Below are 20,814 nucleotides of genomic sequence, written 5' to 3'. Positions count from 1 at the left end.
AATTCACCCGTCAGGCCGGTGTGGACGGTACCCGGTACTGGTCCAGAAGACGCTGCAGCACAATCACTTTGGTGTCCGACTCGGCACGGGCGGCAGTCAGGATGCTGCTGATCTCGCGTTGCTTCGCGAGCAGGAACCGCGCGAACTCGCGTCCCTCGACCGGAGCGCTGACGGCTTGGCGGGCGACGGCCGCTTCGATCTCGGCGTGGATGGCGTCGAGCTTGCGGATCGCCTCGGTTGCCGCGGCGTGGGCACTGGACACCGCCTCGGCCAGTTCGGCATCGGCCTCGGCGAGCTCGCGGTCGCGGGCGGCCAGCAACGATCGAGCTGATGCGAGGGCGTCGGCCGACGCTCCGACGTGCTCTGCCATGGGTCGACGGTACTCAGCGAGATTTCGCCGAACAACTCACCCGCCGAGTCAGGCCTATACGGGCCGGCGGATCGCGACGGCAGTCCCCATCCGGCTGATCTGGACGTTGGCGCCGGCGTACGGCGCCTCCACCACCATGCCGTTGCCGATGGCCATCTGGACATGCCCGGTGTGCGGAAAGACCAGATCACCGGGTCGGACCTGCGAGCGGGACACCGGCACGCCGTCATTGATCTGGTCGTAGGTGGTGCGATCCAGCCGAATCCCGGCCTGGGCGTAAGCCCACTTGACCAGGCCCGAGCAGTCGAAGCGGTCCGGACCGGTGGCACCCCAGACATACGGGCAGCCCAGCCTGGACAGCGCGGCGCGCACGGCGAGCGCTGCGCGAGAGTTCGGCACCGGCACACTCCTGCGACGCGTGCGATATCCCATCGCGCGCAGCAGGGCGAGCCGTCGACGGGCTCGGCGCCGGGCGGCGAGAACATGGGCGTGTTGGGCACGCAACCGGGATGCCCTGCGCCGCAGCAGCTCTCGCTGGGCAACGGGGCTGTCGGAGGCGGCTGCGGCATCGGCGCGGGCGGCGTCCAGTACGGCACGGGTCTGCTGTTGGGCTTCGTGGTGATCGCGCTGGGCGCGGGCCAGGATCGCCGATACGTCGTCGTCCACGCGGCGGGCGCCGTCGAGTTCAGCACGACGCAGGGCGGCCGCTCGGTGGTAGGCGGCGGGCAACCCGTCGGCTGCTGACGATCGCACACCGGTTGCGGCGTCGAGCGCCGCGAACGACCGCTGGCCGTCGAACAACGCGTGGGCGCGGCTCAAGATCTCCAGTTCGCCGGCGGTCACGGCTGCTCCTCGACGAACGCCCTCACCCGCGGCAGCACCCCTGGTGGGATCGCGCCGCGATTGCGGATGTCCCACAGCTGCTCGACGTCGACGCCGATCAGGGTCGCAATGACCGGTTCGGGGAGGTCGGAGTGGGTGCATGCCTGATCGAAGCGCGCGCTGAGGCTGCCCGGCATCCGGGCCAGCAAGCCAGTGCGGATCGACTCCAGCGACTTGAGGTGGTTCATCAGGCGGTCTACGGATTCGGCGCCGGCATTGACGGCGACGCGCCACGAGTTGGCGGCCAGCAGCTCGGCCTTCACACATTGCTCGATCACGGACTGAATATACGTTTCATATTCGTTTGACGTCTCCGCTGGCAGACGGGCTATCAACGAGTTGAGCGATTCCAGGTGTGCTTCGGCGTGGGCTTCGAGCACATCGGCGTCGCTGTGGCGGCTGACGACGATGCCGGTGGTGCTCCGCGACGGCGCGGGTGCGGTCGGCGAATCGGTCAGATACTGGGCGATTTCGGCGGCCGGATCGTCGGCTACGAGCAGGCGCGCGTACGTTCCCGGCGGCAGCCCCAGGCCATTTTCAACCTTCTGAACTGTGCCTTTGTGCGGCTTTCGGGCCCCGCGCTCCAGGAAGCTCAGGCCCATGATGCTGACCCCGGTTGCCGCCGCGAGTTCGGCCAGCGACCAGTCCCGGGCTTCGCGCAATGTCCGGATGGCCGCGCCCGCCGCCTCTCGGCTCACGGTGGGGCTCCAGCCATATACGGATCGTACACAGCACTATCGCTTTATACGTTTCTTTCTACGTTCCCCTTGCGTGGTCGATGGCGGGCATATACGCTTTCGTCATTGAATCCGGCCAAGGAGGCTCCGATGAACTTTCGCCCATGCTCGGTCGACCCCGATCTGTGGTTCGGCTACGCCGACGACGACGCCAGTGACGGCGCGGCCAAGGCCCGCGTCTATGAGCAGTCGGCCACCCGCGCGCGGACGATCTGCCTACGCCGGTGCCCGCTGGCCCAGCAGCGCGCGTGCGCCCGCAGCGCCGTCGAAGGTGGCGAGGAGTACGGGGTGTGGGCCGGCATCAAGCTGCCCGGCGGCCAATACCGCAAGCGCCACCAGCTGGCCCATGCCCATGAGCTGCTGCGGCGCATCGCCGACGGTCAGCTCAATCCGCGCGAACTGCCGGAGAGCGCCGAGTTGCTGGCGCGCAGCGAGGAACTGCCCGCCCAGGTGGCGACCGTCGTCCATCTACCGTTGGGCCGGCCGCGCACCGCGGCCTGAACCAATGCGCTAACTGGATGTTGCTGCAGCAGCGCGCTTTTGCATGTTCTCGTCGACCTCGCGCTGCCACACGTCGTACGCGTGGGTGGTGTCGACCTCGAGCTCGAACCGGTCGGTCATGTCCGAGGTGACATCGGCGGCGTCGACGTAGAACTGTTCGTACCACCGCCGGTACTGGTAGAGCGCCCCGTCCTCCTCGCACAGCAGCGGGTTCTCGATCCGCGTCTTGTGCTTCCAGATCTCCACGTCCTGCAGGAAGCCGACCTCGTAGATCTTCGAATAAGACTGGGCGAGCTTGGCCGCCTTCTCATCTGACAACCCCGGCATGTTCTGCACCGAAACCCCGAACTGCAGCATGAACGAGTTCTGATCGATCGGGTAGTGGCAGTTGATCAGCACCGACTCGACGGTGAAGTCCGGTCCGAGGTCGTTGTGCAGCCAGTTGATCATGTATGACGGGCCGAAATAGGTCGCCTCTGAGCGCAGTTTCGTGCCCTCCCACAACCGCTCCGGATGCTCGGTGAAGTCCTGGCGACCCTTGGATTCCATGTACTGGCTGGCGGTGTGACCTTCGAAGACGTTCTTGAAGAAAGTCGGGTAGGCGTAGTGGATGTAGAAGAAGTGCGCCATGTCGACGTTGTTGTCGACGATCTCCCGGCAGTGCGCCCCCTCGATGACCATCGAGTTCCATGCCCATTTCGACCACTGGCCCTCGTCGTAGCCGTCGATCGTCGGCGGGGTGAGTTCCGGCGGCGGCGTCGACCCCTCCGGGTCATGCCACATCAGCAGCTGACCGTTGACTTCGACGGTCTGGTACTTGCGAGTCCGGGCGAGCTTGGGAACCCTTCTGGCATAGGGAATTTCGACGCAGCGTCCAGTCGCGCCGTTCCAGCGCCAGTCGTGGAACGCACACGCGAGGTTGTCACCCTTGACCGTGCCCATGGCCAGGTCGGCACCCAGATGCCGGCAATAGCCGTCGAGGACGTGGACGTCGCCGTGCGAGTCGGCGTACACCACGAGCTTGCCGCCGAAGGCCTTGATGCCGTGCGGCTTGCCGTCGCGGAAATCGTCTGCCAGGCCCAGGCAGTGCCAACCGCGCGCGTAACGCGTCATCGGCGTGCCGGGGTCGATCTCGCGGATCTGGTTCATGCGTCAATTTAAGCACATGTGCTTAAAGCTGCCTAGCGTTGATTTAGACTGCTGAACGTGGACCGCGGCGCCCGTTCTCGGGAAGTACTGCTCGACGCCGCTGAACGGCTGATCGCCGAGCACGGCTTCGAGGTGCCGCTGCGCGAAATCGCCGTCGCGGCCGGCCAGCGCAACAACTCAGCGGTCAACTATTACTTCCGGAGCAGGCAGGACCTCATCGACGCGGTGGTGGCCCGGCGGCTGGTCCCGATGGAGGCCGAGCGGCAGGCCATGCTCGACGGCATGTCCGCCGAGGAGATGCGTGACGCGCACGCATTGCTGCGGGTGCTCGTCGAACCGTTCGGCAACCTCGAGGCCACGCACTACGCCCGGTTCCTCGAGGTGGTGCGAATCCGGCTGAACCGGGAACCGCAGAGTCCGGCCGAGTCGGCATGGCCGCGCATCACCGGGGCGATGCGCGAGCTGGTTCCCGCATCCGATCGCGGCACTCGCATCCGCAGGGTCTCCGCCGTCGCCACCACGATGTGGGCGCTGCTGGCCGACCGCGAGCGTCGCGCCGAAAGCGGGGGAGCGGGCCCCGACAGTCTCGACGAGATCGTCGCCATGCTGGCTGCGATGCTCACGGCGCCGCAACGCCAACCTGCCGCCGCAGGCTGATATTCCATTGCGCTGCAGCCTATTCGGTCTCACATCCAGACAGCGCAGCGGGCGTCGGCAGAGGGTGATTGCCGAAGGGAGCGGGCATACATTTCGCCTTCCTATGCCCGCTCCCCGGCCACCAATCCACCGGCTCGCCATCCCCTCGTTGGCGTGGTGTGGTGGACCTAGGACGAAAGCAGGGTGACGAGCTTCGTCGTATTGCTGAACAATAGGATGCTGCCCATATCGTTGCCGATGTCGTGAAGCTCGTCTTGCGCATCGGCATTGTCGTTGCTCAGTAACGCGATAAGGAGCTGCAAACCGTCGACGGCGAATTTCGCGATACCCACTGGGATGTTCAGCAGTGGGACTGCGCTGATGAGGTTGGTGGCGGCTTCCCACTGGACCTCTGACTGGCTGTTGTTGGCGTCTGGCTGACCGGTGAATCCGTCGATGACCCTGGTCAACAATGACGGGCTGTTTCCTCCGCCACCAGAACCGCCACCCGAACCGCCACCCGAACCGCCACCGGGCGTGACGGTTCCGGCAGCTGGCAGTCCCGCCAGGAAGTCACCGCCCCCGGACTTGAACACATAGAGTTGACCGAAGGAAGCCAACGGTACCGCCCCTGTCGAGATCGTGGCACCGGGCGCAATCTTGGTCGCCGCCGTGATCAGGTCGGGGTCGGCGAGGTTCTCGGCGCGGACCAGCCAAACGTCTACCTGACCCGACGTGCGCACGTCATCCAGCGGCGGCAGGTCGATCGGGTCGTCGGCCGGGCGGTAGAACGCGACGTTGTATCCGCCGTTCAGCGTGAAGGTTTGCGTCACTCTGGTGGTCGCCATCGACTCCGTGCCGGTGTAGGTGTTCTGCGTGGTCCCGATCGGGGCGTAGGTGTAGTGGGGTTGGCTACCGGTTGCAACCTCAAGGGTGCCGCTGGTGAGGTAGCCGTGGGTGTCGTAGACGGCGTCCTCTGGGTCGACCGACACCACCGCGAAATTCCCGGCGTACAGGTCGGCGGTGGTCAAGTGATCGGAGAAGCGCACTGGGTCCGTCGCTGCCGAGGCAGGCGCTGTCAAGACGGTCGCCGTCTCATCGGTTTGGTCCGCGCGCCTCGCAGCCGCCAGTGCGGCCGCGGTGACTGTGTCGCTCGGCACGCTCGGCGTGGTTGGTACCACCAGAGGCTTGGCGCCCCGTGCCGGGACCGATTGGAGTGCCGAATTCGCCGTGGCTCTGACCGGCGTTGCCGGCGCAGCAGACTTCGCTGAGCCGGCCGGGCCTGCTGCCACGCGGGCAGACCTGGCGTGCGCGGTGCTCGTGTGAGTAGCTTTGGTACCACCTTGATCATCGGCGGAAGCGACGGCGCAGTGGCCGAACATGCCCCCGATGCCCAAAGCTACAGCTAACAGCCCTACCCTGCCGATACTGCCCGTTGCGATGTTCACGAGACTTCCTCTCTAGCCAAACCTGGTCTACTGGACTGGGGGAGCACCGACTCGCACGCGTAGACGCCGGATCGGGCACTCTCATCGATGTCCTCCCCAGCGGCCGCGGGCAACGAACCATCGACGGCTCCCCTCCCTCTCGGTGCCAACGGCCCAGGAACCCGATCTTCTGAAGTGAGATTGCGAGTACCTGGCCTCGACGGTAGGGAGGAGGCGATCAGCGCCGATACAGGGATTTCCCTGGTATTTGCCAGGGAATGGACGGCCAGATCCTGCCCACCGAGGCCACCGGGAAAGCCCGCAACCGGTTGCGCCCCGGGCGTGTGCGCACTCTCGAGTTTGCGCTGCACCGGCCGGTTCTGCCTGCGATCATGCTGTGCGTGGTCGGGGGAGTGGTGGGGCGCGGCGATGAGGTCGTTGCGGTGCGAACGGCGTTGGAGCGGGCGCGCCAGGCACCGGCAACACTGATCCTCGAAGGCCCGGCCGGGATCGGGAAGACCACCCTATGGCGAGCCGCTGTCGAACGCGCTGCGGCCGAGGGGTTCACCGTGTTGGAAACCGCCGGGGCGCCCGCCGAGGTGTCGTTAGCGTTGGCCGCGGTGGGCGACCTACTGACCGGGATCGACACCACCGTCATCGATCGGCTCTCACCCTTGCACCAACAGGCCCTGCACGCGGTGATCGCCGGCCTGGAGGGACCCGGCGGCGATGAACGGCTGCTAGCGACTGCCGTTCGGGCCGCCCTCGACGAATTCGCCTGCCGGCAACCAGTTTTGATCGCAATCGACGACGCCCAATGGCTCGATGAGGCCAGCCGACTGGTCCTCGGATTCGCCATCCGCCGGTTGAGCGGACCCGTCGGCCTCCTAGCCGCCTACCGCACCGAGGACCCCTCCGGCCCGGACCGTTCCTGGCTACATCCCCGCGACCCGCGCGCCCTGACTCGGCTGACTGTGGGCCCGATGAGCCTGGGCGCCCTGCACGCACTCATCCGCGACCACCTGGGTATGTCACCACCGCGGCCCACCATGGTGCGCATCCACACCCTCTCCGGCGGAAATCCCTTCTACGCACTGGAATTGGCCCGCGCACTGACCGACAGTCCGAGCGGTGAACTGGCGGCACTACCGCCGACCCTGGCGGGGCTCGTCCGGGATCGCATCGGCCACCTCGACCCCACCACGGCCCTGGCAGCGGTCACCATCGCCGCCGCCGTCGACCCCACAGTCGATCTGATCGCCACCGCCACCGGGCACGGCCGCGGACACCTCGTCGAAATCCTCCAGCCCCTTGAAGCACGCGGGATCCTGAACTTCGTCGGCCACCACATCCGCTTTACACACCCCCTGATCGCCTCCGGGCTCACCACCACCGCCGACCCCGCCACCTACCGACGGGCGCACCGCAGTCTGGCCGACGCCGTCGACCAACCCGAACTCCGCGCCCGCCATCTCGCCCTGGCCACCCCGCACGGCGATCCCGACACCCACACCGCCCTGGACACCGCGGCCGAAACCGCCGCCGCGCGCGGTGCATACAGCGTCGGGGCCGAACTGGTCACCCTGGCATTACGCCTCGGCGGCGATACCGAAATTAGGCGAATGCGCTGTTCGGAGTACCTATTCCGGGCCGGGGCCCTCGACGAAGCGGAAAGCATGATCGCTCCGATCGCCGCAACCCTGCCTGCGGGATTCGTGCGGGCCCTGGGCCTCATGCTGCTGGCCGCCATCCGCAGCTACCGCGACGGCCTGACGACTACCACCGGCGTCTTGGCACGCGCGGTCGCCGAAGCCGAAGAGCATCCGGCGCTGCGGGCGCAAGCTCGAATACTGCTCGCTCTGGCGACTGGACTCACCGGCGACATGGCGGGGTGCGTAACTCACGCACGGCAGGCACGCGAGGAAGCCGAGACCACGGGCATCAACTCGCTCCGCAGCCAGGCCCTGGCCCTCTGGACGCACGTCAGTTTCATGTACGGGCTGGGAACCGACGAGGAGGCGCTGCAGCAGGCGCTCGCCATCGAAGATGCCGGCACTGCCGCACCCGCCACCGTGCAGCCCTCAGCAGTGTTGGCGATGAACCTCGCGTGGACAGGCCGCCTGCAGGAGGCACACACGACGATGGAAGTGATAGCTCACCGATGCGCGGAGCGCGGCAGCGAAGTCGACGTGGTCTGGGCCGCAGAACAACTCACGATGATCGAAGTGTATTTGGGCCGCTACACCGACGCGCTACAGACCGCCCGCGAAGCGTTGGAACGGGCCGAACAGCTCGGCGGTCGACTGCCCCTCGTCACCGCCTACACGGCGGTGGCGGCCGCAGCCGCTCATCTGGGGCGCGCCGAGCAAACGAAGAACGCAGCCGATCGGGCGGTCGCATCCGCGACTGCAGCCGGATCGCTGTACCTAATCCGATCTCCACTGACCAGTCTGGCTTTCGTGCAAGTGTCCGAAGGCCTCTACACCGATGCCCTGCAGACACTTTCACCCCTATTGGAGCACTTTGACGCCGCCCATGAAACCGAAATCATGGCGGGCGCCTATCTTCCGGATGCGGTGGAGGCGTTGACTGCGTTGGGCCGGGTGGGTGAGGCCGAGCCCCTCGTGGCAGCGTTGGAGGCCAACGGCGCCCGATCGGACCGGGCCTGGATGCTGGCCGTCGGCGCCCGCTGCCGAGCCCTCCTCCTGGCTGCCGCCGGCCACCTCGACGACGCCGCTGCCCAGGCCGAGGCCGCGCTGACTCACCATGACCGGCTGCCCATGCCCTTCGAACGAGCCCGCACACAACTGCTGCTCGGCCAACTGCAGCGCCGCCGCCGCCGACCCCAACTGGCCCACAACGCCTTGAGCGAGGCCGCGGACACCTTCGACCAGATCGGCAGCCCGCTATGGGCGACGCGCGCCCACCGCGAACTCGACCGACTGACCACCCGCAACCCCGGGTCCGCGCTGACCGAGGCCGAACAACGCGTCGCCGAGCACGCTGCCGCCGGACTGAGCAACAAACAGATCGCCGCCACCCTGTATCTGTCGGCAAAAACCGTCGAAATGTACCTGTCCAACACCTATCGCAAACTCGGCATCCGCTCCCGAACCCAACTCGCCCAACAGCTCCGCACCACTGACAATCAGTCAGACAACGACTCACCGTCAGCGACGACATAGCTCGTCACGCCCGCGGTGATTCGGTCAACAGGACAGCCGGCATCCTGACAGATGCGTCTGACGTCGTCGGCGGTCTCGGCACAGAACACCCCGAACACCATTTCGTCCTCCGGCGCGGCGACCGTCAACACCACCGAAACCCGGGTCCCATGAATACGCGCGACCGCCGCGCCGTGCGCCAACCGACCGGCGAGATCGGCCGGCGGAGCATGCACGAGGGCCATCGAGTACCACTCGACAAGAAATCGATGGGCCGGCCGACGAGGAATGCTCACTCGACCACGCTAAGCCGCCACGTAATCGGTGCACACCAGGGATTTCCCTGGTGTTCAGAGCCGAAGCCCCGACACGGTGGCGCGCCGAACGCGGTGATTCGCCCTCGGAAGGCGAGTACGCGATAGAACTGTGACGACGATGTGGATGGAGGGCGGCCAATGAGGCTTGCGATGGTTCTCGCCCTGTCAGGTTTGGTGACCCTGCTGGTCGCCATCTTCACCGACAGCACCTACGCGGCATTTGTGGTGGTGGGGCTGGCCGTCTCCGGCATTGCGTTGCTGGTGCGGGATTGGCGGGCCGACCACAAGCAGACCTCCGCCGACGAGACGGCGGACGTGGCGCAGGACGAGCCGATCGATCCCGCGATGAGCCCGGAGATGTTCGCGCCCGACATCTCCGGCAACGGACGCGGCCCCTCGTCCGACGCGCGGGCAGACTAGCCGGGGCAGTGCCCTCCCGCGCCGAACCTGTCGTACCCGCGACCTAGCGTGAGCCCATGACGCACTGGATCAACACCGTGAGCGCCGACCACGTGCAGCGTGGCGTCGCGGGCGGTTTCACTCAGGCCAACCATGGCAAGCCGCACATGCTGCGCAAAATGGAGCGTGGCGATTGGATCATCTTCTACTCGCCGAAAACAGCACTCGAGCACGGGCAATCGCTTCAGGCGTTCACCGCGATCGGCCGGGTCACCGACGACGAGCCTTATCAGGAGCAGCCGACGGATCCGTGGCGGCGCAGGATGGAGTTTCTGCCCTGCACCGCGACCCCCATCCGGCCCCTGCTGGACCGACTCGAGTTCATCGTCGATCCGCAGCGCTGGGGCTACAAGTTCCGGTTCGGAGTGTTCCGCATCGACGAGCCGGACTTCCTGCTCATCCGCGCGGCGATGACGCAGGCGCTCGCAGCCTGAGGCACGGGTACGCTCGAGATCGTGAGCAACCTCGAGACCGCTCCACGTGAAGTACCCTGCGGGGCAACGAGGTTCGACGGTGTAGAAGTCCTCGAACCACGTGAGGTGCCCTTGGGCGGACCCCGTGCGCTTCCGGTCCGGCGAACCTTGCCCCAGCGCGAGCGCTCCCTGATCGGTGCCTGGTGTTTCGCCGATCATTACGGCCCGCAGGATGTGCGCGAGACCGCGGGCATGGACGTACCGCCCCATCCCCATACCGGGCTGCAGACCGTCAGCTGGTTGTTCCGCGGCGAGATCGAGCACCGCGACAGCGCCGGCGTGCACCAGACCGTCCGCCCCGGCGAACTGAATCTGATGACGGCCGGCGCGGGAATCTGCCACTCGGAGGTGTCGACGTCGTCGAGCACGATCCTTCACGGCGCCCAGCTGTGGGTGGCACTGCCCGACTCGGATCGCAACACCGCCCGCGACTTCGATCACTATGCCCCGGAACCATTTTCGCGCGGTGGGGCCACCCTCCGCGTATTCCTCGGCGAGCTGGCCGGTCAGCGCTCCCCGGTGCACACCTTCACGCCGCTGCTCGGCGCCCAGATTGACCTGGCCGCCGGCTGCACTCTGGACCTCGACGTCGATCCCGCCTTCGAGCATGGGGTCCTGCTGGACCTGGGCCAGGTCGACGTGGACGGCCGCGCGCTGGAGCCGGGGCAGTTGGCGTACCTGGGGACCGGGTCGAGCAGCCTGCGGTTGCACAACGCGGCCGGACTGGCAGCCCGGGTGCTGCTACTCGGCGGGCCACCGTTCCCCGATGAGTTGTTGATGTGGTGGAACTTCGTCGGGCGCAACCACGAGGAGATCGTCGAGTACCGCCGGCAGTGGCAGGACGGCGATGACCGCTTCGGTGCCGTCAGTGGGTACACGGGTTCCGTCCGGCGGTTGCCTGCACCCGCGCTGCCCGCCACCCGACTGCGGCCCCGCCGCCGAACCTGAGGAGCCCCCATGACCGAAGACAAAACCGGCGCCCAGACCACCGTCACCGCCGGCAAGGACCAATTCACCATCAGCGTCGACGGCATACAGGTGGGCCTCGCCGACTTCGTCGACCACGACGGCCAGCGCATCTTTCACCACACCGAGGTCGACAGCGAGTACGAAGGGCGCGGGTTGGCCAGCATCATGGTCGGTGAAGCCCTGGCCGCCACCCGCGACGCCGGACTGCGCATCGTGCCAGTGTGCAAGATGGTGGCCAAGTACCTGGAGAAGCACCACGACTTCGACGACGCGGTTGACCCCGCGACGGCGGACACCGAGCGCTACCTGCAGCAGGTGCTGAGCAGCTGAGCTCGCCGCCGCTATCGTGTGAGCTCGTGGCAGATCTGGGCAACACCGGCAGCGTCTCGCGGGCCTACACAGTCGCCGACGGCGACGTGCTGTTGCCCGGTCCGGCGGGGCAGGGCCCCTGGGGACCGACGATCAGCGGTCACGTCGTCGGCGGCATCCTCGCGCGTTCCCTGGAACAGGTGGGCGGCGGCCCCGACCTGGTGCCGGCCCGGTTGACCGTCGATCTGCTGCGGCCCACCGCCATCGCACCGCTGGAGGTGCGCTCGACGGTGCGCCGAGACGGGCGGCGCATCCGGCTCATCGACGCCGAACTCATCCAGAACGACGTCGTGGTATCCCGGGCCAGCGCCATGTTTCTTCGGCGCGGGGAGCACCCCGCCGGCGATATCTGGTCCTCGCCGGTCGTCATGCCACCGCTGCCGCCGGAGCCCGGTCCACTGCCCGAAGACCTGATGATGTTCGTCTGGGGTTACGGGGGAGACGGTAACTCCGGCGGCGCGATGTCCTTCACCGAATGGCACGATGCCACCGGGCCCAAGTACGCCTGGATTCGGCAGGTCCGTCCGCTGGTCGAGGGTGAAGTCACCACTGCGTTCGTCACCGCGGCCATGGCCGCGGATGCGGCTAGTGCGACATCTCATTGGGGCACAGGCGGTTTGCGCTACATCAATGCCGACTACACGTTGACGCTGGCTCGCGAGCCGGTCGGGGATTACATCGGCTTGGCGGCCACCTCGCACAACAGCCATGAGGGCATCGCCTGCGGTGCGGTGGCGGTATTCGACGTGGAGGGGCAGATCGGTAACGCGATCACCGTCGGCTTGGTCAACCCGGCCGAGTCCTTTCGCCCCAGGGCGTAGAAAGATCCGGCGTTCGACAGTCGAGGAATGCCGACGACCCGCTGCGCCGCATCAACGCCGAGGGCTGTCGCCATCCCGAGAATGCCATTCCGCCAATGCAATCCGATTACCTCCCGCATGTTTCGCCCGGTACAGTGCGTCGTCGGCCTCGCGCAACAGGAGCTCATGATCGTCCAGATCGTCCGCGGTAATCGCGGCCACCCCGATGCTGGCGTTGACGGTGGGTTCCCTCTCGCCGCCGTTGTTCAGGGCATTGAGGGCTTTTAATATGTCGGCGGCGACCCGCCGCACTTCGGCGAGATTCGTATTGGGGAGCAAGAAGGCGAACTCGTCACCACCGAGACGCACCGGGACGCCACCGGTCGTTCTGGCAAAGGTTTGCAGAACCTCGCCCACCCGACTCAAACAGCGGTCGCCAGCGGGATGGCCGAGCGCGTCGTTGTATTCCTTGAAGTTGTCGATGTCGATCATGATCAGGCCCGTGGGTGACCCGGCCGCGGCACCGTTGCGAAGTGGGTCGGCTAACACCATCGCCAGATACCGTCGATTCGGGAGGCCGGTGAGCTCGTCATGCATCGCCAAGAACGCCGCCCTTTCCTCGGCAAACTTCCGGCGAGTGATGTCGATGTGAATGATCGCGACCAGGCATCCACCAATGCCCCTGAGCTTCGTCGCGCGCATCAAAAACCACCTGCTGCCGGCGGGGGCGTCGCACGGATACTCTAAGTCGAACGGCGACTTATCCTGAGCATGAAAGACTTTCGTGATCCCATCGATCGCTCCGGCTGCCGATGCGTCACCGGCCGCTCCGGCTACTGAGAGCACATCCAGATAACTCCTGCCTATCCAGATCCAACCGTGCGGGAGGCCGCCGTCGACACCGGATTGGATCCAGGCTTCGTTGACATCGACAATGTCTCCGGCCTCGTCGATGATGGCAATCTGCTCGTCGAGCGAATGGAACACCCGGGTATGTAGAGCAGCGGCGTGCTGTCCGTCTGCGACGTCTGCATCCACGAAGACTCCCATAGCCTGACCACATCCCAGCCGAATGAGCCCGCGGGCTTTCCGCCTTCGTCGACGTCATCGTAGGCCCGTTGCCGGCAAACGATGGCGGGATCACATCTTTTATAACGACTAACTCATCGGGCGGATTTCGGTACAACCCACGCGTCTTTCGGCGTTTGACCCGTCTACGGCCACGGGCCGCCCACCGGCGGCCCGCCGCCGCGCGGTGACTGGTTCTGGAGGATGCCGAGGCAGGTGCCCATCGACTTGCCGGGGATGCAGGGGATTCCGCCGACGCTCGGCACGCCGTTGGCCACGAAGCATTGGCCGGTGATCGGGTCGGCCAGATGCCCGATGGGGCAGGCGCTGGCCGGCGCAGCGACCACCACGGGCGCGGCCACGAACAGCGCGCCGCACGCGGCGGCCAACAGCGCCCTCGAGATCCGCACACCCATCTGGTGAGCTTACTGCGACCGGCCGGTCAGACGACCACGATCGGGCGACCGAACTGGGTTCGCATGACGGGGGAGTACAGCGCCCGCAGGTGTTCCCCGGCGGTACGTACACCGGCCGCGGCCACCAGTTGGTCGTCGAGGTCCAGCAGTTGCGCCGCCCGCAGCGGCCACGGATCGTGCCGGTTGGGCACCCACCAGGTGCGGCCCGCCTTCCGCGTATGCGCACCCCAGCGTGCGGTCAGCCAGATTTCCAGGGCCGTCGGTTCAACCGGGTCACCGACCCGGACGGCGACTCGACTGCGCAGCCCGCGCTGCGGCCAGCGTCGAACACTGTCATAGGTGATCTGTTCTGGTGTCCGGCTGATCCGCATTCGGGCCCAGGTGTAGGGGATTCCCATCGCGACGCGGATCGCTGGAACCACCGCCAGCCGTTCGGTTTCCAGCGACCGGAACAGCACGCCGTGCCGGCCCGCGTCATCGACGGAGTACAGCCGCACATTCGTTTCGGCGAACGCGCCGACGTACGGCAGCGCCGGTCCCGCGCCCACTTTCGTGAACCCCATGCGGAACGGCACCAAGCCCACGTAGGTGAGACCGTCGAACACGTCCGGACGGGTGCCGGCGGGATAGAGGTGCGCCACATCGTCGGAACGCACCGGCCAGTGCACGAACGTCAAGTCCAGCCAGCTCTGGTCGAACCACACCCGCCCGCCCAGCGACGGGGCGGCGACGGGGAAGCCGGTCAGCGGGTCCGGGCCCTGCAGGTTCACTCGTATTCCAGGTCTAACACCGGCGTGGGCCGGCGGAATCCGCGGGTGACCACCAGCAGCCAGATGAATCCTATTGCCAGCCAGATCAATCCGATCGTCAGCGCGGTGCCCGACAAGCTTGTCCACAGCCACGCGGTGAGCAGGAACCCGATCACCGGCGCGATCAGGTTGAGCAGCACGTTACGTTCCCGCATGTCGACGAAGTAGTGCTTGATCACCGAGAGGTTCACCACCGAGAAGGCCACCAGCGCACCGAAGCTGACGACCGACGCGAGGATCGTCAGATCGATCCAGATGGCGAGCAGCGAGATGACGCTGACGGTGAGAATGGCGTACACCGGTGTGCTGTATTTGGCGGACACATGCCCGAAGACCCTGCGTGGCAGGATCCCGTCGCGGCCCATCGCGAACAGGATCCGGGCCACTGACGCCTGTGAGGTCAACGCCGAACCGAGGGCACCGGCCACGTACGCCGCGGTGAAGAAGGTGTTGACGAACGCCCCGCCCGCGGCCAGCATCACGTCGGTCGAACCGGTGTCGACGTCGGTGAACTTGTTGGACGGGAACACCAACTGCGACACATACGACAGCAGGATGAAGATGATCCCCGAGACGATGGTCGCGATCATGATCGCCTGCGGCACCGTGCGTTTGGCATCGCGGGCCTCCTCGGACAGCGTGGAGACCGCATCGAAGCCGAGGAACGACAGACACAGGATTGCCGCACCGGCCAGGATGGGGCTCATGCCGCCCGCGGTGCCGTCACCGGTGAAGGGCGAGAGCAGGTCGACGGTTCCGTAGCCGGTGGTCTTGGCGATCGCGAGGGCGACGAACACCACGATGAAGATCGCCTGGATGGCGATGATGAGGAAGTTGGCTCGCGCGACGGACACGATGCCGATGATGTTGAGCACGGTGACGATCGCTATCGACACAACGACAATGACCCAGGCGGGTAGCGCGGGCAGGGCGGCGTTCAGGTAGAGCCCGATGACCAGGTAGTTCAACATCGGCAAGAACAGGTAGTCCAGCAGTAGCGACCACCCGGCCAAGAAGCCGGCGGGCGCGCCGAAGGTGCGCTGGGTGTAGGTGTACGCCGAACCGGCAACCGGAATCGCGGCCGCCATCCGCGCGTAGGACAGCGCGGTGAACACCATCGTGATGAGCGTGACGACATACGCCAGAGGCAGTCGGCCGCCCGACGTTTCGGTGACGATGCCGTAGGTGGTGAACACCGTGAGCGGGACCATGTACACGAGGCCGAACAGGACCAGCGATGGAAGGCCCAGCGCTCGTTTCAGGTGTCCCTCATGTGGGCCGGTGATGTATTCCGCGGTCATGGTCGTGCCCTTCCGTTGTCGGCCCGGTAGGCCTGCGCACCGCGCAAGTAGGTGGCGCGGATGCCCACGCCCGGCAGATCCAGCGGCGGTGTGTTCCGCGGATCGTCGTCGAGCCAGACCAGGTCGGCGCTGGCGCCGGGAACGACTTGTCCCCAGGTCATTTCGGCGAAAGCCTGATAGGCGACCGCAGCAGTGTAGGACGACAATGCGCGCTCGATCGGCACGATCTCGTGAGGTGTCCAGCCGCCGTCTGGTTGCCCGTCGGCAGTCCGCCGCGACGTCGCCACCGCGATGCCGTCCAGCGGGGCGCCCGACGACACCGGCCAGTCCGAGCCGAACGCCAGGGCCGCACCGGAGCGGTTCAGAGTTTGCATCTGATACTGCCGGTCGGCACGTTCGGCGCCGAGCCGGGGGATGGTCAGCACCGTCATCAGCGCGTCCATCTGCGCCCACAGCGGTTGCATGTTGGGGATGACGCCGAGCGCGGCAAACCGCCCGATATCGGTGTCGTCCACCAGCTGAACGTGAGCGATCACCGGCCTGCGGTCACGATTCCCGTTGTGGGACACGGTGTATTCGATGGCGTCCAGCGCCTGGCGGACGGCGGCATCACCGATGGCGTGGATGTGGATCTGTAGTCCGAGCTCGTCGACGCGGCGCACAGCCTCGGCGAGTGCGTCACCTTCCCAATTTTGCATCCCGTGTGAATGCAGTCCCGAGCAGTACGGCGCGAGCAAGGCACCCGTCTCGTTCTCGACGACGCCGTCGGCGAAGAACTTGACCGTGTTCGCGGTCAGCAGCGGCGAACCCACCTCGTCGACCACTCGCCGGGACTCGGCGAATTGCTTTATCTGCGAATCGAAATGCCGCGGGTCGGCGTACAGCGCGAGGTTGAAACGCATGCGCAGCTCGCCTTGACGGGCGGCCGCGACGTAGGTTGCCACGTCACCGGGCTCGACCCAGGCGTCCTGCACCCAGGTGACGCCGCGGGCCAGGTAGTAGTCGGCGGCCGTGCCGAGCGCGTCGATGCGCTGCCGCTCGTCGCGCGGTGGCATCACCGCCATCACCAGATCGGTTGCACCCCACTCGCGTAACGTACCGAGCACCGAGCCGTCCGGGCGCCGGGGAATCTCGCCGAGCACCGGGTCGGGGGTATCGGCGGTGATGCCGGCGCGTTCGATGGCCGCGGTGTTGCACCACAGCGTGTGGTAGTCCCACGCCCGCAGGACCACGGGGCGATCCGGTACCGCCGCATCCAGCCACCGGGAATCGAACAGCCCGCCAGGGGCAAGGCTGCCGTCGTAGGAGGCGCCGACGATCCACTCCTCGTCGGGATGCTCTTCGGCGTAGACCTTGACCGCGGTGACGATCTCGTCGACCGTGCTGCATCCGCGGACCGCAGGCCCGACTGCCTCGAGTCCGCCGTAGAGCGGATGGGCGTGGCCGTCACCGAATGACGGCATCAGGAATCCGCCCTTGAGATCGACTCGCTCGCAGTCGATTCCGGCAGCGAGTTCACGGGCCGCGTCGCCCAGCGCGCGCACCACCCCGTCGGTCACCAGAAGGGCGTCGACCTCCTCTCCCGCTCCGGTCCAGACCACACCGCCGGTGAACAGCGTGGCGCTCATTTGACCACCGCCGTGGCGGCGTGGCCGGCACCGTAGGGCTGGTCGGCGACGACGGGCCGGGTGAGCGCGCCGTAGGTGTCAGGCCGTCGGGTCAGCAGAAAGGGGAAGAGCTCCAACCAGTCTCGACGCTGATCGAGGTCCAGGTCGGCGACCAGGACCGCCTCCTCGTCGCGGGGTGCCTGCACCAGCACCCGTCCGTAGGGATCGGAGATGAACGACGAACCGTAGAACGTCACCGTGCCCTCGTCGCCGACCCGGTTGGGCACCACCATGAACAGGCCACTGTTGATGCCGTTCGCGACGATGACCTGCTGCCACAGCGGCCGTGTATCGAAGTCGGGGAAGACGGGTTCGGATCCGATCGCCGTCGGGTAGACGAGCAGCTCGGCGCCGGCCAGCGAGTAGTTGCGGGCGACCTCCGGAAACCACTCGTCCCAGCACGTCGGCATGCCCAGTCGTGCGTCGAGACCGTCGGGGGCGTAGACGGGATACGCGTCGGCGTCGGGGCCGGGCCGGAAGTAGGTGTCCTCGTAGTAGCCCGCCGAGATCGGGATGTGCAGCTTGCGGGTCCGGCCGACCAATTCACCGGCGGGCGAGACCAGGATCGCGGTGTTGTAGCCCAGGCCGTCGTGCCCATCGAAGGTGCGCTCGTAGAGGGAGGCGTGCACGAAGATTCCGTTGTCCCGCGCCGCATTCGCGGCCAACTCAAAGGTGGGTCCGTTCTTCAGATCTTCGGCCAGCGCCGTGGGGTTGGCGCCGGCGGGGGCGTCGGCCGGATAGCGAAGGAGAGTGATCTCGGGCAGGAAGACCACCGATGCACCCTCGCCGGCTGCGGTGTCGATACCGGATCGCAGTGCTGCGACCAGCTCGCCGCGATCGGGCCGCCACCGATGTTGGACCAGGCCGACCCGCAGCGGCGACCGCTGCGACGGTGCCGAGCGGGAGAGCGGTTCCAGCGCACTACCGGTCAGGGTGATCATCGAACTCCTAAAACGAATCTCTTTCGTTTTAGTGTGAACTGGCTCATAATTCTTCGCAAGACGGAGAGAGGTTTTTCATGGGCCGCCCGCCGACACCACTGCTGTCCACCGACCGGATCGCGTCGGCGGCGATGGATCTGGTGAGCGCGACCGGTGGCTTCACCATGCCGGATCTGGCAAAAAAATTGCAGGTCAGCCCGTCGTCGCTGTACAACCATGTGTCTGGTCGCGACCAGATCGTGGAGCTGCTGCGGGAGCGGGCGATGTCCGAGGTGCAGCTGCCCGACGACGAACCGACCCGCCCGTGGGCCGACGCCGTCGCCGACATCCTGCGCTCCTACCGGCGCAGCTATGCCCGTTATCCGCGACTGATCCCGCTGCTGACCGCGTACGCCGTGAACAGCAGCCACGCCATCCGGATGTACAACGTCTTGGCGGTGACGCTTGGGCGCGCCGGGTTCGACGCCGCGGACACGCTGCGGGCGATCACCCTGATGGACTGCTACGTGCTGGGGTCGGCGCTGGACCTGGCCGCACCGGAGGAGCCGTGGGATTCCGGTGCCGAGGTGGGCCCGGAGCTGGCGGCGGCACTGGCCACCGGCGGCCCCAAGCCGGGCCGGGCGGATGACGCCTTCGAGTACGGGTTGGCGGTGCTGTTGCGCGGACTCACGCCAGATTGATGGCGGAGGACGGTCGCGATCGCACACCCAGGCAGGCTGCCGTGGCCAGTTGATTCACGGTCGGGGCAACCCGCCGTTCAAAGAAATTCTGGCGCTTCATCTTTCGGACCCGCGGCCGCCGGGTCTGCGCCGGTCGCGGTATCGGTGAACACCTGACCGTCTAGGCCTTGCCGGTGCGCTCGCGGTGCTTACAACCCGGCCAACAGCACGGCCGGCGCATGCCTTCCTCCAACTCTTCCTGGGTGCGGCGAATGCGACGCTCGCGCGTCTTCTCCTGCTTGGCGTCCTCGACCCAGCAGATGAACTCGTTGCGCGCCAGGGGAGTGATGTCCTTCCACGCCGCCAGCGCGGTGTCGTTACCAAGCAGCGCAGTTCGCAGGTCTGCCGGAAGCTTGTGCACCACTCCACCGGGAACCGATTGCGGGCTCATCCGAACAGACTAATAAGTAGGCCGCCCTAATTTCCGGCCGCCGTTGATGTTTCGCTTCGCCATGGAGTGCGCCCGGCTACCGTGAATCGAAGGCGGGGAGGGGCAGCACGGTGAACGACGAGCGGGCGGTCAGGCAGGGCGGCCAAGCCGGGGGACCTATCGGGCGTTGGTGGCGGCAAGCCGATCAGTTCGAATGGCTTACCGGGTATCTCCGCGCACGCGGATTGGAGATGCCCACCAAGCTGTTGATGGCCCTGATCTCGGCGGCCCTGATGCTGATGGCGGTCGCGACGCTCACGATGCGCGACGTGCCCGTCGTGGTCAAGGCAGTGTTCAGCATCGCCGCCGTGGTCATCGGTCTGGGCTACGCCGTGTTGTGGCTGCGGGGGTGGCCAACTCGCAGGCAATCGCTGGTGATGGCCTGGCTCGGCGGCGGCATCATCGCAGTGGGCTGCTTGATGCAACCGCTTGCCATGCTCGCCCTCCTGGGTTGCACCGCCATGGCCCTGCTCGGCGGGTATGCGGCCTTTTTCCACAACACCAAGGCCATCGCGGTCAACATCCTCCTCGGCGTCGTCGCCGGGGTGCTGTGTGCGTTGCGGGTGGCCGAGGCCGACGGCTGGGTGGCCGCTACCGCTGGACTGTGGCTGGTCATCGAACTCAACCTCGCGGTCCCACTGGCGATCCAGGCGGTGGTGCGCACCCTCGGTGCCGATGTCGTGCGCTCGGACCAGGATCCGCTCACCGGCGTGCTCAACCGGCGCGCCTTCTACGAGCGCGCATCGACGTTGCTGACCTCACCCGGTGATGACCTACATCTGGTGGTGGTGATGATCGACTTGGACAAATTCAAGAAACTCAACGACGCCTACGGTCATCTCGCCGGCGACCAGGCCCTGACCGCGGTCGGCTGGGTGCTTCGCGAGGCCAGTACCGGCTCAGCGATCATCGGACGCTTCGGCGGCGAGGAGTTCATCGTCATCGACGCAGTGCCGGCCGAGGATGCCGAGCGGTTGCCCACCCACCTCTGTACAGCCATCGCCTCCCTGCCCCAGCCGGTGACCGCAAGTGTCGGCGCCGCGATCGTGCGGTGGGACAGCGGATCGGCGATGGACGATTTGATCCGATCCGCCGATGCCGCGATGTACGCCGCGAAGCGCGCCGGCGGCAACCAAACCCGTATCTGCCGGCCGGCCCGCGTCGACCGATAACGGACGGTTGGGATCGGTAGCGGGCTGCCCCGGCTGCA

General features: G+C 66.7%; 24 protein-coding genes. 11 read left to right on the top strand and 13 right to left on the bottom strand.

All coding sequences use genetic code 11. From position 1 onward, the window contains the following. Positions 1-10: 10 nt before the first annotated feature. The 3 genes from AB431_RS00290 to AB431_RS00280 are packed head-to-tail and all read right to left on the bottom strand — an operon-like array spanning position 11 to position 1,950. Entirely contained in the window at positions 11-370 is a 360-nt protein-coding gene (locus tag AB431_RS00290) for a DUF4226 domain-containing protein (protein ID WP_047328266.1), read from the bottom strand. A 54-nt stretch (positions 371-424) separates the two neighbouring features. Beyond that, entirely contained in the window at positions 425-1,213 is a 789-nt protein-coding gene (locus AB431_RS00285; protein ID WP_047328265.1) for a C40 family peptidase, read from the bottom strand. After that, the gene (locus tag AB431_RS00280) at positions 1,210-1,950 is read right to left on the bottom strand and encodes a helix-turn-helix domain-containing protein (RefSeq protein ID WP_047328264.1); all 741 of its coding nucleotides are present in this window, start codon (positions 1,948-1,950) and stop codon (positions 1,210-1,212) included. Before AB431_RS00280 ends, AB431_RS00285 begins: the two co-directional genes overlap by 4 nt. Before the next feature lie 129 nt (positions 1,951-2,079). Between AB431_RS00280 and AB431_RS00275 the strand changes: the two genes are divergently transcribed. Continuing rightward, the gene (locus AB431_RS00275; RefSeq protein ID WP_047328263.1) at positions 2,080-2,490 is read left to right on the top strand and encodes a WhiB family transcriptional regulator; all 411 of its coding nucleotides are present in this window, start codon (positions 2,080-2,082) and stop codon (positions 2,488-2,490) included. Between the two features lie 9 nt (positions 2,491-2,499). Here AB431_RS00275 and AB431_RS00270 read toward each other — a convergent pair whose 3' ends face one another. Further along, positions 2,500-3,639, bottom strand: coding sequence for a Rieske 2Fe-2S domain-containing protein (locus AB431_RS00270; protein WP_047328262.1), 1,140 nt, complete (start codon positions 3,637-3,639; stop codon positions 2,500-2,502). A 57-nt stretch (positions 3,640-3,696) separates the two neighbouring features. Here AB431_RS00270 and AB431_RS00265 point away from each other — a divergent pair, with 57 nt between their 5' ends. Further along, complete coding sequence (locus AB431_RS00265) at positions 3,697-4,296, top strand: TetR/AcrR family transcriptional regulator (protein WP_082135488.1); 600 nt, start codon at positions 3,697-3,699, stop codon at positions 4,294-4,296. A gap of 167 nt (positions 4,297-4,463) precedes the next feature. Here the strand turns inward: AB431_RS00265 and AB431_RS00260 are convergent, their stop codons facing one another. Continuing rightward, positions 4,464-5,357, bottom strand: a complete 894-nt coding sequence (locus tag AB431_RS00260) for a hypothetical protein (protein WP_144418151.1) — start codon at positions 5,355-5,357, stop codon at positions 4,464-4,466. Between the two features lie 58 nt (positions 5,358-5,415). On the opposite strand from AB431_RS00260, the gene AB431_RS00255 reads away from it, so the two are divergent. Together AB431_RS00255 and AB431_RS00250 are read left to right on the top strand one after the other, a co-directional pair. Further along, positions 5,416-5,601 (top strand): hypothetical protein, encoded by a 186-nt coding sequence (locus AB431_RS00255; protein WP_047328259.1) that lies wholly within the window; start codon positions 5,416-5,418, stop codon positions 5,599-5,601. A 379-nt stretch (positions 5,602-5,980) separates the two neighbouring features. Then, positions 5,981-8,887, top strand: coding sequence for an AAA family ATPase (locus tag AB431_RS00250; RefSeq protein ID WP_052960130.1), 2,907 nt, complete (start codon positions 5,981-5,983; stop codon positions 8,885-8,887). On the opposite strand, the gene AB431_RS00245 is transcribed toward AB431_RS00250, so the two are convergent. Continuing rightward, positions 8,851-9,162 (bottom strand): DUF4242 domain-containing protein, encoded by a 312-nt coding sequence (locus AB431_RS00245; RefSeq protein ID WP_144418150.1) that lies wholly within the window; start codon positions 9,160-9,162, stop codon positions 8,851-8,853. The two genes, AB431_RS00250 and AB431_RS00245, sit on opposite strands and share 37 nt — an antisense overlap. Positions 9,163-9,321: 159 nt before the next feature. Here AB431_RS00245 and AB431_RS00240 point away from each other — a divergent pair, with 159 nt between their 5' ends. The 5 genes from AB431_RS00240 to AB431_RS00220 are packed head-to-tail and all read left to right on the top strand — an operon-like array spanning position 9,322 to position 12,274. Beyond that, positions 9,322-9,603, top strand: coding sequence for a hypothetical protein (locus AB431_RS00240; RefSeq protein WP_158423490.1), 282 nt, complete (start codon positions 9,322-9,324; stop codon positions 9,601-9,603). 56 nt (positions 9,604-9,659) lie between these two features. Beyond that, a complete protein-coding gene (locus AB431_RS00235; protein WP_047328257.1) occupies positions 9,660-10,076 on the top strand; it encodes an EVE domain-containing protein in 417 nt (138 codons plus the stop codon). 21 nt (positions 10,077-10,097) lie between these two features. Continuing rightward, complete coding sequence (locus AB431_RS00230; protein WP_047328256.1) at positions 10,098-11,063, top strand: pirin family protein; 966 nt, start codon at positions 10,098-10,100, stop codon at positions 11,061-11,063. A gap of 9 nt (positions 11,064-11,072) precedes the next feature. Beyond that, complete coding sequence (locus AB431_RS00225) at positions 11,073-11,414, top strand: GNAT family N-acetyltransferase (RefSeq protein WP_047328255.1); 342 nt, start codon at positions 11,073-11,075, stop codon at positions 11,412-11,414. A gap of 26 nt (positions 11,415-11,440) precedes the next feature. After that, positions 11,441-12,274, top strand: coding sequence for an acyl-CoA thioesterase domain-containing protein (locus AB431_RS00220; protein ID WP_235435787.1), 834 nt, complete (start codon positions 11,441-11,443; stop codon positions 12,272-12,274). Positions 12,275-12,325: 51 nt separating this feature from the next. Here the strand turns inward: AB431_RS00220 and AB431_RS00215 are convergent, their stop codons facing one another. The 6 genes from AB431_RS00215 to AB431_RS00190 form a co-directional block, all read right to left on the bottom strand. Further along, positions 12,326-13,291, bottom strand: coding sequence for a GGDEF domain-containing protein (locus AB431_RS00215; protein WP_047332907.1), 966 nt, complete (start codon positions 13,289-13,291; stop codon positions 12,326-12,328). Positions 13,292-13,467: 176 nt separating this feature from the next. Beyond that, positions 13,468-13,737 carry a hypothetical protein gene (locus tag AB431_RS00210; protein WP_047328254.1) on the bottom strand — a complete coding sequence of 90 codons (270 nt, stop codon included), beginning with the start codon at positions 13,735-13,737 and terminating at the stop codon, positions 13,468-13,470. A gap of 26 nt (positions 13,738-13,763) precedes the next feature. After that, positions 13,764-14,501 (bottom strand): YqjF family protein, encoded by a 738-nt coding sequence (locus AB431_RS00205; RefSeq protein WP_047332906.1) that lies wholly within the window; start codon positions 14,499-14,501, stop codon positions 13,764-13,766. Positions 14,502-14,503: 2 nt separating this feature from the next. Beyond that, the gene (locus tag AB431_RS00200) at positions 14,504-15,847 is read right to left on the bottom strand and encodes an APC family permease (RefSeq protein WP_047328253.1); all 1,344 of its coding nucleotides are present in this window, start codon (positions 15,845-15,847) and stop codon (positions 14,504-14,506) included. Next, positions 15,844-17,475, bottom strand: coding sequence for an amidohydrolase (locus AB431_RS00195; protein ID WP_047328252.1), 1,632 nt, complete (start codon positions 17,473-17,475; stop codon positions 15,844-15,846). Before AB431_RS00195 ends, AB431_RS00200 begins: the two co-directional genes overlap by 4 nt. Continuing rightward, positions 17,472-18,455 carry a nitrilase-related carbon-nitrogen hydrolase gene (locus AB431_RS00190; RefSeq protein ID WP_047328251.1) on the bottom strand — a complete coding sequence of 328 codons (984 nt, stop codon included), beginning with the start codon at positions 18,453-18,455 and terminating at the stop codon, positions 17,472-17,474. The genes AB431_RS00195 and AB431_RS00190 overlap by 4 nt, the downstream gene beginning before the upstream one ends. Positions 18,456-18,532: 77 nt before the next feature. Between AB431_RS00190 and AB431_RS00185 the strand changes: the two genes are divergently transcribed. Then, entirely contained in the window at positions 18,533-19,135 is a 603-nt protein-coding gene (locus tag AB431_RS00185; RefSeq protein ID WP_047328250.1) for a TetR/AcrR family transcriptional regulator, read from the top strand. Between the two features lie 160 nt (positions 19,136-19,295). Here AB431_RS00185 and AB431_RS00180 read toward each other — a convergent pair whose 3' ends face one another. Next, positions 19,296-19,565 carry a YdeI/OmpD-associated family protein gene (locus AB431_RS00180; protein WP_047328249.1) on the bottom strand — a complete coding sequence of 90 codons (270 nt, stop codon included), beginning with the start codon at positions 19,563-19,565 and terminating at the stop codon, positions 19,296-19,298. 110 nt (positions 19,566-19,675) lie between these two features. Here AB431_RS00180 and AB431_RS00175 point away from each other — a divergent pair, with 110 nt between their 5' ends. Continuing rightward, positions 19,676-20,776: a diguanylate cyclase gene (locus AB431_RS00175; RefSeq protein ID WP_200902678.1), complete on the top strand. Its 1,101-nt coding sequence runs from the start codon at positions 19,676-19,678 to the stop codon at positions 20,774-20,776. Positions 20,777-20,814: the final 38 nt, after the last annotated feature.

Source organism: Mycobacterium sp. EPa45 (assembly GCF_001021385.1).
Classification (GTDB): Bacteria; Actinomycetota; Actinomycetes; order Mycobacteriales; family Mycobacteriaceae; genus Mycobacterium.
Note: the sequence above shows the minus strand (reverse complement) of the source record. Positions and strands in the feature narration are given on the sequence as shown.

Excerpts from the sequence above, each read along its gene's own strand:
- AB431_RS00290 (WP_047328266.1), bottom strand. The coding sequence starts at position 370 with ATGGCAGAGCACGTCGGAGCGTCGGCCGACGCCCTCGCATCAGCTCGA.
- AB431_RS00275 (WP_047328263.1), top strand. The coding sequence starts at position 2,080 with ATGAACTTTCGCCCATGCTCGGTCGACCCCGATCTGTGGTTCGGCTAC.
- AB431_RS00270 (WP_047328262.1), bottom strand. The coding sequence starts at position 3,639 with ATGAACCAGATCCGCGAGATCGACCCCGGCACGCCGATGACGCGTTAC.
- AB431_RS00250 (WP_052960130.1), top strand. The coding sequence starts at position 5,981 with ATGGACGGCCAGATCCTGCCCACCGAGGCCACCGGGAAAGCCCGCAAC.
- AB431_RS00240 (WP_158423490.1), top strand. The coding sequence starts at position 9,322 with ATGAGGCTTGCGATGGTTCTCGCCCTGTCAGGTTTGGTGACCCTGCTG.
- AB431_RS00235 (WP_047328257.1), top strand. The coding sequence starts at position 9,660 with ATGACGCACTGGATCAACACCGTGAGCGCCGACCACGTGCAGCGTGGC.
- AB431_RS00225 (WP_047328255.1), top strand. The coding sequence starts at position 11,073 with ATGACCGAAGACAAAACCGGCGCCCAGACCACCGTCACCGCCGGCAAG.
- AB431_RS00210 (WP_047328254.1), bottom strand. The coding sequence starts at position 13,737 with ATGGGTGTGCGGATCTCGAGGGCGCTGTTGGCCGCCGCGTGCGGCGCG.
- AB431_RS00200 (WP_047328253.1), bottom strand. The coding sequence starts at position 15,847 with ATGACCGCGGAATACATCACCGGCCCACATGAGGGACACCTGAAACGA.
- AB431_RS00195 (WP_047328252.1), bottom strand. The coding sequence starts at position 17,475 with ATGAGCGCCACGCTGTTCACCGGCGGTGTGGTCTGGACCGGAGCGGGA.
- AB431_RS00190 (WP_047328251.1), bottom strand. The coding sequence starts at position 18,455 with ATGATCACCCTGACCGGTAGTGCGCTGGAACCGCTCTCCCGCTCGGCA.
- AB431_RS00185 (WP_047328250.1), top strand. The coding sequence starts at position 18,533 with ATGGGCCGCCCGCCGACACCACTGCTGTCCACCGACCGGATCGCGTCG.
- AB431_RS00180 (WP_047328249.1), bottom strand. The coding sequence starts at position 19,565 with ATGAGCCCGCAATCGGTTCCCGGTGGAGTGGTGCACAAGCTTCCGGCA.